12 protein-coding genes are annotated in these 13,648 nt (G+C 64.0%); all 12 read left to right on the top strand.

Features of this window, described 5'->3' with window-relative positions; translation table 11 throughout:
• The first annotated feature begins 10 nt into the window (after positions 1 to 10).
• On the top strand, positions 11 to 343 hold the full coding sequence (locus ACG00Y_RS19315) for a VirB3 family type IV secretion system protein (protein ID WP_394481655.1): 333 nt from the start codon (positions 11 to 13) through the stop codon (positions 341 to 343).
• Positions 327 to 2,810, top strand: coding sequence for a VirB4 family type IV secretion/conjugal transfer ATPase (locus ACG00Y_RS19310; RefSeq protein ID WP_394481653.1), 2,484 nt, complete (start codon positions 327 to 329; stop codon positions 2,808 to 2,810). Before ACG00Y_RS19315 ends, ACG00Y_RS19310 begins: the two co-directional genes overlap by 17 nt.
• Positions 2,811 to 3,240: 430 nt before the next feature.
• Positions 3,241 to 4,290 carry a TrbL/VirB6 family protein gene (locus tag ACG00Y_RS19305; protein ID WP_394481651.1) on the top strand — a complete coding sequence of 350 codons (1,050 nt, stop codon included), beginning with the start codon at positions 3,241 to 3,243 and terminating at the stop codon, positions 4,288 to 4,290.
• 23 nt (positions 4,291 to 4,313) lie between these two features.
• Entirely contained in the window at positions 4,314 to 5,009 is a 696-nt protein-coding gene (locus tag ACG00Y_RS19300; RefSeq protein WP_394481649.1) for a TrbJ/VirB5 family protein, read from the top strand.
• A 55-nt stretch (positions 5,010 to 5,064) separates the two neighbouring features.
• Entirely contained in the window at positions 5,065 to 5,838 is a 774-nt protein-coding gene (locus ACG00Y_RS19295; RefSeq protein ID WP_394481647.1) for a VirB8 family type IV secretion system protein, read from the top strand.
• Positions 5,835 to 6,746, top strand: coding sequence for a TrbG/VirB9 family P-type conjugative transfer protein (locus tag ACG00Y_RS19290; RefSeq protein WP_394481645.1), 912 nt, complete (start codon positions 5,835 to 5,837; stop codon positions 6,744 to 6,746). The genes ACG00Y_RS19295 and ACG00Y_RS19290 overlap by 4 nt, the downstream gene beginning before the upstream one ends.
• Positions 6,743 to 8,188 carry a type IV secretion system protein VirB10 gene (gene virB10 / locus ACG00Y_RS19285; RefSeq protein ID WP_394481643.1) on the top strand — a complete coding sequence of 482 codons (1,446 nt, stop codon included), beginning with the start codon at positions 6,743 to 6,745 and terminating at the stop codon, positions 8,186 to 8,188. Before ACG00Y_RS19290 ends, virB10 begins: the two co-directional genes overlap by 4 nt.
• 15 nt (positions 8,189 to 8,203) lie before the next feature.
• Positions 8,204 to 9,274 carry a P-type DNA transfer ATPase VirB11 gene (gene virB11, locus ACG00Y_RS19280; RefSeq protein ID WP_394481642.1) on the top strand — a complete coding sequence of 357 codons (1,071 nt, stop codon included), beginning with the start codon at positions 8,204 to 8,206 and terminating at the stop codon, positions 9,272 to 9,274.
• 113 nt (positions 9,275 to 9,387) lie between these two features.
• Positions 9,388 to 11,271, top strand: a complete 1,884-nt coding sequence (locus tag ACG00Y_RS19275; protein WP_394481640.1) for a type IV secretory system conjugative DNA transfer family protein — start codon at positions 9,388 to 9,390, stop codon at positions 11,269 to 11,271.
• Positions 11,272 to 11,281: 10 nt separating this feature from the next.
• Complete coding sequence (locus tag ACG00Y_RS19270) at positions 11,282 to 11,929, top strand: OmpA family protein (RefSeq protein ID WP_394481638.1); 648 nt, start codon at positions 11,282 to 11,284, stop codon at positions 11,927 to 11,929.
• A 52-nt stretch (positions 11,930 to 11,981) separates the two neighbouring features.
• Positions 11,982 to 12,650, top strand: a complete 669-nt coding sequence (locus ACG00Y_RS19265; RefSeq protein ID WP_394481636.1) for a hypothetical protein — start codon at positions 11,982 to 11,984, stop codon at positions 12,648 to 12,650.
• Positions 12,647 to 13,645: a relaxase/mobilization nuclease domain-containing protein gene (locus ACG00Y_RS19260; RefSeq protein WP_394481634.1), complete on the top strand. Its 999-nt coding sequence runs from the start codon at positions 12,647 to 12,649 to the stop codon at positions 13,643 to 13,645. Before ACG00Y_RS19265 ends, ACG00Y_RS19260 begins: the two co-directional genes overlap by 4 nt.
• The last annotated feature ends 3 nt before the right edge of the window (positions 13,646 to 13,648 follow it).

The raw sequence follows: 13,648 nt of genomic DNA, 5'->3' as shown, positions 1-13,648 counted from the left end.
GGGGCCCGCCATGCTGGCAGAAGCGATTTACAAAGGCGCCACGCGCCCAGCCATGCGCATGGGCGTCCCGCTCGTGCCCCTGGTGCTGCTATTTGGCATCAGCATGTTGCTGATCATGTGGGGCGGCGCACTGCTGAGTTGGTGGATCGCACTCGCTGTCGTGCTGAGCATCGTGCCAGCACTGCTGTGGATGCGATGGGTCACCGCCCAGGACGACCAGCGCTTACATCAGATGTTCATGGCCGTCAAGCTGGGCCTGCATGACCGCAACCGTCGCTTCTGGCACGCACGCAGCTACTCACCCACCCTGTACCAAGGAGCCCGCGATGCTTGGCATGTCTAACGGCGGCGCCGGCAGTGGCTGGTTCGGCAGACAGGTCTGCCGACCACGCCTGTGGAGTCAAGCCCAGGACGAGAACCCGCTGGCAGCCTTCGTCCCCTTCTCGTCGCTGGTCAGTGACCATGATGTCATCACGCGCGGCGGCGACTACCTGCGAGTCTGGCGCCTGGACGGCGTGACGTTCGAATGCGCCGACGAGCAACACATCGCGGAGCGCCACGCGGCAATCTGCAGCCTGCTGCGCAACCTGGCTGGCGGCCAATGGGCGGTCTGGACGCACCGCTTGCACCGCATCGTCGAGGATCGTCTGGACGATCCCGATGAGGCGGGCTTTGCCCGGGACCTCTCGCGGGCCTACCAACAGAACCTGAGCCAGCGGGTCATGATGAGCAACGAGCTCTACCTGACGCTGGTCTACCGCCCCAATGTCTCGCGTATCGGCCGCGCCCTTCAACCGCGCCAGAGGACTCGCGCTGCGATCGCCGAGGCTCAGGCTGACGCCCTTCGCGTCATGGAAGAGCGCTCGTCGCTCGTGGCCCGCGTGCTGCGCTCGTTCGGCCCGCGACTGCTCGGCAGCCGCCAGCAGACAGGCCGCCTCTACTCAGAAGTGGCCGAGTTCCTCGGCTATCTCGTCAACGGCAGCTGGCGCGCCGTCCCCCTGACCGCCAGCGCGCTGTATCGCACGCTGCCGACAGCCAGGCTGACCTTCGGCGGCGACAAGCTCGAACTGCGTCACGGCGAGAGCCGCCGGTGCGCTGCCTTGGTCGACATCAAGGAGTACGCCGACGCCGTCGAGCCCGGCATCCTGAACGCGCTGCTCTACGAGCCCAGCGAGTTCATCGAGACCCAGAGTTTTTCGATCCTGCCGCGTCGCGAGGCCATGCGCGCGCTGGAACTGCAGCGTGACCAGTTGATTGCCAGCGAGGACGTCGTCACGAGCCAGATCGCGGACATGGACCTGGCACTGAACGAGCTGGGCGATGGTCAGTTCTGCATGGGCGAATATCACTACTCGCTCGTGGTGTTTGGCGCCGATGCCCAGGACGCGGGCCGTCGTGCCGCCCAGGCCATCGGCGCCGTCGGCGAATCCTCCAGCCTGCAGTTGGCGCCGGTCGATCTGGTGGCCGACGCCGCGTGGTTCGCCCAGATGCCCGGCAACTGGCGGTGGCGCCCCAGGGACGCCAAGCTCTCCTCCCGCGCCTTCGCTGCGCTGTCCAGCGGGCACAACTTCGCCTGCGGCAAGCGCGACGGCAACCCCTGGGGACAGGCTCTGGCGTTGCTGCGCACGCCGTCCGGCCAGCCGTTCTACCTGAACCTGCACAGCAGCCCGCAGGACGAGGACTCCGAGGACAAGAAGCTGCCGGGCAACACCTTGCTCATCGGCTCGACGGGTGTTGGCAAGACAACGCTGGAGATGTTCCTGCTCACACTCACCCGCAAATGGAGCCCCGCACCGCGCCTGGTGCTGTTCGACCTCGACCGTGGCTGCGAGATTGCGCTGCGCGCCATGGGCGGCATCTACTTCGCCCTGGAGGCAGGCAAACCCACGGGTTGCAATCCGCTGCAGTGGGAAACCACACCGGGGCGCGTCCAGTTCTGGGAACAACTGGTCCGGACGCTGATCGCATCGACTGCGATGCCGCTGATGCCAGGCGATGAGCGAGCCATCTCGCAAGCCGTGAAGTCCGTCGCCATGATGCCGGCCCCGCTGCGGCGCATGTCGACCGTTCGGCAGAACCTGCCCAAGGCCGGCGAGAACAGCCTCTTCGAACGCCTGGGTCGCTGGTGCGAGGGCGGCGCGCTCGGCTGGGTCTTCGACGAGGCGCCGGACCGCTTGCAGAACCTCGCTGCGGAGCGCGTCATCGGCTTTGATACGACCGAGTTCCTGGACCTGCCCGAGGTCCGCACGCCGGTGATGATGTACCTGCTGCAGGTGATGGAAGAGCTGGTCAACGGCGAGCGGCTGATCTACGTGATCTCCGAGTTCTGGAAGGCGCTGGACCACGAAGTGTTCAGCGAGTTCGCCAAGCACAAGCAGAAGACCATCCGCAAGCAAAACGGCCTGGGCATCTTCGACACACAGAGCCCATCGGATGTCCTGAAACATCCCATCGGTCGCACGATGGTGGAGCAGAGCGTCACCAAGATCTTCCTCGCCAACCCCGAGGCCGTTCGCGAGGAGTACGTCGACGGGTTTGGCCTGAGCGAGTCCGAGTTCGAGATCGTCCGCAGCCTCAGCGCCAGGGGCGGACACCGCTTCCTCGTCAAGCAAGGCCACGCCAGCGCCATCTGCGAGCTGGACTTGTCCGGCCTGGAGGAATTCATCACCGTGCTCTCGGCGACGACGGACAACGTGGCCCTGCTGGATGCCATCCGCGCTCAGCACGGCAACGATCCCGACCGATGGCTCCCCGTTCTGCTGCGCGAGGCACAGGACCGCCGGCATCGCAACCCAAGGAGAGACGCATGAGCATCGCTGCCAGATTCCTCACCGTCTCCGCGCTCGTATCCATAACCACGGCACAGGCGCAATTCGTCAAGGGCAACGAGGCCGTCCGCGTGCAGCCTGGTGGGAAGCGGGTTGTGGAGACGCCGCCGCTTCCGAGGAGCGGGTCCGCCGGCAAGCTCGAGCCCTGCAGAGCCGACCGCAATTGCCATCCTGGGCCGTGGCGCATGGTAGAGACATCTCACGGCCTCGTTGAATGCACAGAGGTCTACGCCCGCGCCGGCAGTTGCCGACCATCAACATACGGCGCCACGAAGCTTCGCCGACTTTGGGTGGTCAAGTCAGATTCGACTTGGCTGCAATGTCAGTACCCCGACTTGAGAAGCAAGTGCGTGCCGATCTTCGCGCGACCGCCAGCGAACCTGCCGTACGACGCTTCGCAATAGGAGAGAACATGTTCGCCTGGGCTGGATCGAAGTTCGACGCCGTCCTCAATGGTTATGTCCTTGGCGTGGTGACCACGCTGGCGGCTGCCATCACGCCGATTGCATTGACAGCCATGACGCTCTGGATCGCTCTGTACGGATGGGCGGTTGTCAGAGGCGAAGCGCCCGAACCGGTACCAGCGTTCGTCTGGAAGGTCTTCAAGATCGGCCTCGTACTGGCGTTGTCGCTGCAGAGCGGCTTCTACATCGCCAACATCGCCGAAACCGCCAATGCCCTTTCCATGGGGGTCGCCGCTACGTTTGTGCCGGCCGACATACCTGCGTCGACCGTTTCGACCCCCTACGAACTACTGGACAAATTCAACGACGAAGCGAGTTCCCAGACCGCTGACCTCATGAAGGAAGCCAGCATGTTCCGTCTCGACCTGCTGCTCGCCGCCGTCATCTTCTCGTTTGGCTCGGTGCTGTTCCTGTGCATTGCGCTCTTCGTCGTGACGCTCTCGAAGCTGATGCTGACCTTCGTCATCGCGGTGGGGCCGATGTTCATCCTGTGCCTGGCATGGCGGCCTACTGCGCGCTTCTTCGACAGCTGGCTGTCGATGCTGCTGAACGCCGTCGTGCTCTCGTGGTTCGCCTTCTTCGCCCTAGGTTTGAGCAACTACATGGGTCTGGCGATATTTCAGGCAATCAACGACGGCGGCGGCTTCCTGGGCGGCACATTCAACGTGCTGGGGGAGTCCACGCGCTACTGCGTGCTGATGACCCTGATGGCCATCATCTGCTTGCAGGCGCCCAGCCTGGCTTCGGCATTGACCGGCGGCGTTGCGATTCAGCAGGGCATCCAGATGATCCAGAACATGCGCGTGATCTCGGGCTACAGGTCAGGGAACCGGGTCACTCATGGTGGCAACGCCGCACGCGCCAGTGGCCGGGTCGACAGCCACGCAAACGGCACCGGCTACACGGTGGGCCGGGCAACTGGCACAGCCGTGGCAGCCATGCGTGGCTTCGCAAGGACCCCTGCGTACAAGCTCGCGGCACGCCGAGGGCAAATCTGAAACCACAGCGAAAGGACAGCACCATGGAACTCCGGAAGAAGCTCGCTGCGACCTTGCTGGCCGTCGCAGGTGCAGGCAGCGCCCATGCCGGTGGCATCCCTGTCATCGACGTCGCCAATCTCGCGCAGACCGTCCAGCAGGTCATCAACGACATCACCGAAATCAACAACCAGGTCCAGCAGATCATGCAGTTGCAAGCGCAGCTGAGCAGCATCAACGGTGTGCGCAACCTGGGAAAGATCTTCCACAGCACCGGGCTGATGAACTACATACCCGCGAAGGCCTTCCAGCAGTTCGAGGCAATCGCTGCGTCTGGCTACGGCGGCCTCGGCATCACCGGCAAAACGCTGCGCGACGCGGTCATGGTCTACAACTGCCTGGACCGCATCGGCAGCGCGCGCACCGATTGCCAGGCTTCGCTCGCTCAGCCCTACCAGCACAAAGGGCTGCTGCAAGACGCCATGAGCCGTGCGTCAGGCCGCCTCAGCCAGATCCAGGCACTGATGGGCCAGATCAACGCTACGCCTGACCAGAAGTCAGTCCAGGAAGTCCAGGCCCGCATTGGCGCCGAAAACGCGCTGCTGGCCCACGAGCTGTCCCAGGTCCAGATGCTGCAGGGCATGGCCGAAAGCGAGGACCGAATTGCGCGGTCACGCGACCGTGAGCGTCAGTACGAAATGCTGAGCCGCACAGGCAAGGTCTCCAACTTCCTGCGCTGATACCGCCCCCACCACCACCGGACACCACCGCCGGACAACACCAGAAAGGCCCCCCATGAGCGCCGTCATGACGACAGGCACAGCTGCTGCATTGCCAAGCAAAACCGCAGACTGCCCGGCGGAAGAGCCCGACGACACGGCCATCAGCGCCAATCGTGCCTGGGAGGTCGATCACGCCGAGATCCTCGAACGATCGGAACGCCGTGCATGGCGAGTGGCCGCCGCAGGCATGTCCCTGGGCCTCATCGGCATCGCAGCCGTGTTCGTACAGGGCCCACTGCGCCGGACAGTCGAGATTCCCATCGTTGTCGACAAGGTGACCGGCGAGGTCACTGTGCAGCAACGTCTGGACGTGGAGACCATCCCGGCGCTGGAGGCTATGGACAAGCACAACCTCGCGACGTTCTTACGTGCCCGTGAAGGCTACAGCTGGCAGTTCCTTCAGCGTGACTTCGATCAGGTGGCTCGCATGGCAGTGCCGAGCGTCTTCGCCGACTTCAGCCGACTGTTCGAAGGCCCCGACGCGCTCCACAAGAAGCTGGCAGGGACCGAAGACTGGCGCATCAACGTTGTCGGCGTGCGCCTGGCGGCAGAGGGACGAACAGGCAACGAGGGCCAGGCCACGGTGACCTACGACAAGGTCGTCCGCCAGCCCGAGCGCGGCCTTGCTGATGTCACGACCCGCCACGTCGCCACCGTCGTCTACCAGTACCAGCCCAAGGTTCTCGCCAAGGAACGGGATCGCCTGGAGAACCCATTCGGCTTCGTCGTCACGGCGTACCGATCCGATCCGGAGATCAACACAGCGCCCCAGGAGACCAGGCCATGAACGCCACACCTCGCTCCATCGTCGCGTTCCCGCTGCTGCTGGGTTCCGCGCTGGTCGCAGCCAGTGGCTCCAACGATCCGCGCCTGCGCGAGGTCATGTACGACCCCCGCGGTGTCGTGACCGTGCCGGTCAAGCGCGGTGTTGTCACGCTGGTGGTCCTGGGTGCTGACGAAACCATCACCGAGGTCGGCGCTGGCTTGAGTGCTGACTGCGCAAAGGCCGACGCCGCGTGGTGCATTGCTGCACAGCCCGGCGGGCGAACACTGTTCGTGAAGCCAAAGAGCACCGCGGGTGCTGCCAACAACCTGGCCATCGTCACCAACCGTCGGCACCACGCCTTGCGGCTGGTGGTGCTGGCTGATGGCGACCGCCGGGAGCCGATCTACCGACTCATCGTGAAGGTACCCACTCCCACTACGCTTGCCGCGCGGCCCATTCCACCGGTCAGCTTGCAGCTTCCCCCACTGCCCGTCATCCCACTCCCGCCGCCGCCCGAACTGCTCGTCGCCGAGCGTCTCCAGGCCAAGCCCAAGGTTGTCAACACCCAGTACAGCCTCGCCGAAGGTCAGGGCTCTGAGGACATCGTCCCCACGCTGCTCTTCGATGACGGGCGGTTCACCTACTTGCGCTTCCCCGCAAACCGCGAGGTGCCTGCCGTGTTCCATGTTCTCGGTGATGGCCAGGAAACCCTCGTCAACACGCGCATGGAGGAAGACCTGCTGGTGGTGGACCGCGTCAGCCGGCGCCTCGTCCTGCGGGCGGGGTCTGCCGTGGTGGGCATCTGGAACGAAGCCTTCGATCTCGAAGGTGTGCCATCCGACCATGGCACCACGGTTCCCGGCGTTGAACGGATGCTCAAACCCGAGCAGTCTGTCACTGCTGCGACCACCAAGGTGGGAAGGCCATGACTGCGGGCGCACATGACGCCGCCCCGGGAGGCCATCCCGACGGCAACAGCCGTCAGGGCGACACCCTCGCGCCACTGCCAGGTGAGTTCGGCATCCCCAATGTCGCTGCGCCAAAAAAGGCGGCGTTATCCACGAAAGGCTTGCTGGCCGTCGCCCTGCTCATCGTGAGCCTGGTCGCGGTATCAGCCTTTGCCATCAAGCGCTACTCGACCATCAGAAGCAATCCGGACGCACAGGGCCGCAAGCAGACGCGGGACATCCCCACGGCGGCAGCGACTGAGCCGCGCAAGCTTGAGATGCCTGCGCAGCAAGCGAGCGCTACAAAAACGACGCCCGAGTTGAAGGTACCGGCGATCACGCCGACGGAGGAAGAACTTGCGGAGCCCCTCGGCATACGCCATACAGGCGACGGTCGGCAGGGTGGCAAGGACGCGAAGGCCTCTTTGCCCGAGGACGCACCAGTCATGCTCGTCAGTGTCCGGCCCAACGCCAGGCAACCCAGTGAGCCAGCTCACCGGCAGACGACTCAGAACGCCCAGAACACCGAAAGCACCCCGAATGAACCGGTCGACGACGGGACCGACTCAACGGACCCCATCACAGCGACCTCGCGAAACCTGCAGGCTTACCAGCGACAGTTGCAAGGACTGCTGGACAACCTGACAAAGACTGCCGAGTTCTCCACCCAGGGCAGCTCCGCAGCGGATCCACCCAGCGCAATGCTGGGTTTGCCGATGGGGCGTGGCGCGGTCGACGCGGGCCACCCGCCACCACCCGGACTGTTCGGCGGGCAGCTTCTAGGCACGTCGGCGCCCAAGGTCCACGCAGGCATGCTTGGCACCCGGAGCCTGATCCTGCCAAAGGGCACCGCGTTCACCTGCGCCCTGAAGACCCGCATCATCAGCGCGGCGTCTGGCCTTGTTGGCTGCCAGGTTCTGCGCAACCTGTACAGCGAAGACGGCCGTGTGCTGCTGATCGAACGGGGCTCTCATCTGGACGGTGAGTACCGCATCACGTCGGTCAGGCCGGGTACGGTTCGCATTCCGGTGTTGTGGACACGCCTACGCACCCCCTTGGGCGTCACGGTGGACCTGGATTCACCCGCGACGGGCATGCTGGGTGAGTCGGGAATCGACGGCCACGTCGACCGCCGCTGGTCAGAACGCGTCGGTGCCGCCATGTTGCTTTCTCTGATCGACGACACCGTGAAGCTCGTCATCCAGAACCAATCCAACGACCGCCAGGGCGACACCTTCGTGTTGCCGTCCACGACGTCCAACACCAGCAAGCTGGCCGAGAAGGTGTTGGACAGCACGATCAACATTCCGCCCTTGATTTACCAGAACCAGGGCGCCATCGTCGGCATCTACGTCGCTCGGGACGTCGACTTCTCGTCCGTCTACGAGCTGGTGCCCACTGCCGGCAACGCACCGGACCGTTGAGCCATGGACACCTGCTTGGAACTCAGCCTGGCAAACCCCGTGTGGCAGGGTGACGCCACCTCGGTGATCGAGTTTCTTCGCCCGCTTCGCGAGCAGCTGGACGCACCTGACGTCCTCGAGGTCTGCGTCAACAAGCCTGGCCAGCTGATGGTCGAGACCACGTCGGGCTGGGTTTCGGTCCCCGCTGAAGACATGACACAGGAACGTTGCCTTTCGCTGGCCCATGCTGTTGCAACGTTCTGCGAACAGCAGGTCAACCAAGAGCGCCCACTTCTGTCTGCCACGCTGCCCACCGGCGAGCGCGTGCAGTTCGCCATTCCGCCCGCAGTGCCGCGCGGCACCGTGTCGATCACGATCCGCAAACCTTCGCTGCTGATCAAGCGCCTCGACGACTTCGAGCGAGAGGGCCTCTTTGCGCTCACCGCCTCAGCGGCGCAAAGCGCCGGCGCGGTCCAGCCGTTCGAGACGGCGCTCGTGAAGCTGCTTGTAGCGCGCCGCTACGCCGACTTTCTGCGCATGGCCGTCCGCCAGCGGCAAACCATTGTGGTCAGCGGCAGTACGGGTTCAGGCAAGACAACATTCATGAAGGGGCTGATTGAGGAGGTGCCGAGGGATGAACGCCTGATCACGATCCAGGACGCTGCAGAGCTGACCCTGCCCAACCACCCCAATGCCGTTCACCTGTTCTACAGCAAGGACGGCCAGGGTGCGGCGCGCGTGACGGCGAAGTCCTTGCTGGAAGCCTGCTTGCGCATGAAGCCCGACAGGATCTTTCTGGCGGAAGTTCGCGGTGACGAGTGCTTTCACTTCGTCCGTATGGCTGCGTCCGGACATCCGGGCAGCATCACCAGCGTCCACTCGGGCAGCTGCGGGCTGGCTTTCGAGCAGATGGCGCTGATGATTCGAGAATCCGGCGCCGGCGGCGGCCTCGCCATGGAAGAGATCAAGCGCCTGCTCAGCCTCGTCGTCGACGTCGTCGTGCAATTCGACCGTGACGGGCACAGACGGTTTATCTCCGAGATGCACTATGTCCCTCGCGCCCACAGGCTGGCGAGCGCGGGTGCCAGCCGAGCGTGTTCGTCATGAGCAGCCCTCCCCTGCCCTCTGCACCATGGTCGGTCAGCCGCAAAGTGACTGCCGTGGCGTTCGCGGTGGCGGCCTACGCGGCGCTTGCATGCGCAGCCCTATACCTGTCTGCCGTGCTGTTCCTGCTCTTGAACAAGGCCAACCCTGCGCAGGCCAGGTTGACCAGCATCATTCGCTACTGGCAGCTGTATGCCGATGAACCCGCGCTTCGCAAGAAGCTCCTGGGCTCGATGGCTGCAGCAGCGGGTGCCCTGCTGGTGGTGCTACCGGCAAGCATGGTCGCGGCAGCACGCCGAAGGCGCCCACTGCACGGCGATGCGAGATTCGCCACGCCAGCCGAAGTGGCCAGGGCCGGCCTGACATCGGGTGGACAGCCGGGCATCCTGGTTGGGCGCTACCGAGGCCAATACCTGAGCCTTTGCGGCCAGCTGTCCGTGATGCTCTCGGCACCCACGCGCAGCGGCAAGGGCGTTGGTGTCGTCATCCCCAACCTGCTGAACTGGCCGCACTCCGTGGTCGTCCTCGACATCAAGGGCGAGAACTTTGACATCACCGCTGGGTATCGCTCGGCGCACGGACAACCCGTCTATGCGTTTTCCCCGTTCGACGGCCACGCCCGTAGCCACCGTTGGAACCCACTCACCGCCGTTCGGTCCAACCCAATGCATCGCGTCGGCGACCTGCTGAGCATCGGCCAGGTGTTCTATCCGAACGACGGCAGCGGCACCCCATCCGAGGCCTTCTTCAATGACCAGGCACGCAACCTTTTTCTGGCCCTGGGGCTGCTGTTGCTGGAGACGCCTGAACTGCCACGGACCGTCGGCGAGATGCTGCGCCAAGCCTCCGGCAAGGGACGGCCGCTGCGGGATCATGTGGACGGACTAGTTGCCGCGCGTAAGAACACGCAACGACCATTCAGCGAGGAATGCAGGGAGGCGCTGCAACGTGTTCTGAGCACCTCCGAAAACACGCTCTCAAGCATCGTCGCCACCTTCTTGGCCCCGCTGACCATCTTCGCGGATGCCATCGTGGATGCAGCAACCAGCGCAGACGATTTCCGGCTGGAAGATGTCCGCCGCCGTCGAATCTCCATCTACCTGCGCGTACCGCCAAATCGCTTGGCCAACGCCCGTCCACTGCTGAACCTCTTCCTGTCGCAGCTGATCAGCCTCAATACCGAGCATCTGCCGCAGCAAGACAAAACCCTGAAGTTCCAGTGCCTGCTGGTCAACGACGAGTTCACTGCTCTCGGACGTATTGCCGCGATCGTCACCGCAGCCCCCTTCCTGGCCGGCTACAACCTGCGCCTCCTGACGGTCGTGCAGGCGATGTCGCAACTCGACTCTGTCTATGGCGACAAGGAGGCACGCACCTTCGCCACCAACCATGGCCTGCAGATTCTGTATGCGCCGCGAGAACAACGCGACGCCGATGAGTACAGCGCCATGCTCGGGCAATTCACCGAGCTGGCGACATCGCGTGGTCGCAGCAGCTCGTTCGGTGCGCACGGTCATAGCAGCGTTAGCCGCAACGAGAGCGACCAACGCAGGGCCTTGCTACTGCCACAGGAGATCAAAGAGCTGGGCAGCGCACGCCTGGCCATCATTCTCGAAAACTGCAAACCCATCCTCGGCGAGAAGATCTGCTACTACCGTGAGAACGAATTCTTGGCACGCCTGCTTCCTCCGCCCACCGTGCCGGTGATGGACGTGCATGGCCACCTGGCCCGGGTTCAGCGTCAATGGCAGACCTTCGACAAGAGGCGGGCACCGCAGGGTGGAACGGAGCCGGCTGGTCCGCAGCAGCAGGACCAGCGCGGCGCGAACATCGACGGCAAGAACGAACGCCTGGCCGAAGTCCTTGTCGACATTTTCGGAAGCCCCGACAACTCCGACCGCCGCAGCATTGCCGCGGACACAAGCAATGGCGGGCGTTCAGTGGCGACGGATCGGCTGCCACCAGAAGACAGCGGCCGCTTTCCAGGCATTCGAACCTAAGGAGACCGCCATGCGCAACTTACTGCTGCTTGGATCATCATTGACGTTGGCTGCGATGCTTGCGTCCTGCGGTACGGCCCCCAAGCCACCCACCGTCGACGAATCGACCAGACGCCCCGCCAACTCAGTCGTTGCAATTGGACTTCAGCAGTGCAAGCACGACCTCGCGAAGAGCCAACTGCTCGCAACAGAGGCCGACCGACTCAGGTCGGGCGCCATGGCATTGGCCGACATCAAGGCCTGGCAGCAGGCACTGGCGAACATGCAGGCACACGACCCACAGTCTTCACCAGGCAATCGTGTCCACACGGTGCACTTCGAGTTCGGGAGCGGCCAACTCAACCTGCCCGCTCAGGCTGCCAAGGCACTGATCGATGACGCGAAATCTGCGCCGCTGATCGCAGTGCGCGGCAGGACCGATGGCGTCTCCGATACCGCCGCAGAAGCAAGAGTTGCACGCATGCGGGCAGCAGCCGTGCGCGACTTCCTCATCGCAGCCGGCGTGCAGGCGACCCGCATCCGCGCGACCTACCAGCCCGCAGGTGACCACGTTGCGGACAACTCGAGCAGTTCCGGTCGCGCCCTCAACCGACGAGTCGAAATAGAGATCTATCAAGCCGCGCCAATGTCCGTGACCACGGACTTGCGCGGAAACTGAGTCTCACGGACCTGGGCCAGCTGCAGCACGGCAACGAAACGAGGAGCCCTTGATGCACTCACCGAATCTGATCAGAACGCCGAGTTCGGCAGGTTGTCAGTCTCCAGCGTTCAGCGGCTCGGCAAACGAAGCTGTCACGCCGATCCCGAAACATCTTGAAGGCACAGAACGGACTGAGGGGCTGGTGAAGGCAGACCGACTCTCTGTCAGACTGCGCGGCCTCGGCCCCTATGTTCGGGCCCTGGCCGCCCGCAGGGGAACGACACCCGCCGGCCTCGTACGCAGCGAGTTGGCCCGCATGGCCAGAGAGGAAGCAATCGAGCCGGGCGCATTGTCGGAAATCCAAGCACCAAGGGCTTGCTTGATCACCCAGGTAAATGTGCGTCTGTCGACGCCGCAGGATCTGAAGTTGGCGAGCTGCGCGAGGGCATCTGGCGTCTCTAAGCCCGAGTATTTGAGAGCACTGTTGGATGGCGACCCACCTGCGGCGATGCCATCAGATCATGCCGCGCTGGTTTCCGCGCTGCGGGCGTCGACGGATCAGCTTGCAGCGACAACCGCTGATCTCAACGCATTTATGCGCCTTCTCAGCTCAGCGCCATCCACTCAGATTGATGGGTATCGAGCCAAGCTTCAGTCCTTGACAAGTGACATTCAAGCCCACCTGAAGGTCGCGGCGGCAACCCTCACCGCAGTCAGAGTCTGGAGGAGGCCAACATGATGGACGGTCAAAGGGTGGACGCCGTCCTGGTGCAGTGGGGAGAGCGCCTGTTTTTTCCGCAGAACCGAATCGTCAGCCCGGATCTGCCGCCAAGGCTGCACGGGTCGCTGCACGTGCGTGCGGAAAGCGTCCGTAGACGCATCGAGGCCACCGTAGTCAGGCAGGCGCCTCAGGTAATCGTGAAGCTCGCGGGCGGCGGCCGAGGCATGCGGGCTATTGCGGCTCATTTCCGCTACATCAGCAGGAACGGCCAGCTTGAGATGGAAGATGACCGCGGTGAGTTACGGACCGGACGCGATTCAGTACACGACATCGTCAACCAGTGGCGTTACGGCGGATCTTTGATCGAGGATGTTTCAAGCCGCCGGGAGGCCTTCAACATCCTCTTGTCCCTTCCCGAAGGTTTTTCCCCGGGCGTCATCCGGGACGCCGCGCGCGACTTCGCCAAAGCGAGCCTGGCTGGGCACCGCTACGTGATGGTCCTGCATGAACATCAGGCCAGCCCTCACGTTCACCTTGTCGTCAAAGCCGAGGCCGTCTCGGGCGAAAGGATGCGCCCCTGGGTAGGAAATTTGCGCTGGCGAGAGACCTTTGCGGAAAAGCTGCGCGCGCGCGGTGCCGACGTTGAGGCAACAAGGCAGTCCACGCGCGGCGAGAACCGCAACTACGAGGTGCTCTGGCGCCTGAGAGCAAAGGAAAGCGGGGTACTGCGCACCGCCTCAGAGCCGACCAGGACGGGAGAGAACTACATGAAGAGCCGCGCGCAGGCGATGCAAGCCTGGTCAAACATCATGAGCGCCCTCGCGGAGTCGCAAAGCCCGCAGGACCGCAGTCTTGCAGACCACATCGCAGGCTTTGTTCGCCGCTCGCCGTTTTTTCGAGAGGTTGTCGGCAAGTACGACCGGCAAGCCGACACCGCCTCGCAGCGTTGGCCGGAGCCCTCGCTGGGACGCGCGTCGAGTCGTATCGAACCGGGGCCCGAGATGACGCGTTGATCT

Source organism: Pelomonas parva (assembly GCF_043555835.1).
GTDB lineage: Bacteria > Pseudomonadota > Gammaproteobacteria > Burkholderiales > Burkholderiaceae_C > Pelomonas > Pelomonas parva.
Note: the sequence above shows the minus strand (reverse complement) of the source record. Positions and strands in the feature narration are given on the sequence as shown.

Bases quoted from the DNA above. Each gene is read 5' to 3' on its own strand.
- ACG00Y_RS19315 (WP_394481655.1), top strand. From the start codon at position 11: ATGCTGGCAGAAGCGATTTACAAAGGCGCCACGCGCCCAGCCATGCGC.
- ACG00Y_RS19310 (WP_394481653.1), top strand. From the start codon at position 327: ATGCTTGGCATGTCTAACGGCGGCGCCGGCAGTGGCTGGTTCGGCAGA.
- ACG00Y_RS19305 (WP_394481651.1), top strand. From the start codon at position 3,241: ATGTTCGCCTGGGCTGGATCGAAGTTCGACGCCGTCCTCAATGGTTAT.
- ACG00Y_RS19300 (WP_394481649.1), top strand. From the start codon at position 4,314: ATGGAACTCCGGAAGAAGCTCGCTGCGACCTTGCTGGCCGTCGCAGGT.
- ACG00Y_RS19295 (WP_394481647.1), top strand. From the start codon at position 5,065: ATGAGCGCCGTCATGACGACAGGCACAGCTGCTGCATTGCCAAGCAAA.
- ACG00Y_RS19290 (WP_394481645.1), top strand. From the start codon at position 5,835: ATGAACGCCACACCTCGCTCCATCGTCGCGTTCCCGCTGCTGCTGGGT.
- virB10 (WP_394481643.1), top strand. From the start codon at position 6,743: ATGACTGCGGGCGCACATGACGCCGCCCCGGGAGGCCATCCCGACGGC.
- ACG00Y_RS19270 (WP_394481638.1), top strand. From the start codon at position 11,282: ATGCGCAACTTACTGCTGCTTGGATCATCATTGACGTTGGCTGCGATG.
- ACG00Y_RS19265 (WP_394481636.1), top strand. From the start codon at position 11,982: ATGCACTCACCGAATCTGATCAGAACGCCGAGTTCGGCAGGTTGTCAG.
- ACG00Y_RS19260 (WP_394481634.1), top strand. From the start codon at position 12,647: ATGATGGACGGTCAAAGGGTGGACGCCGTCCTGGTGCAGTGGGGAGAG.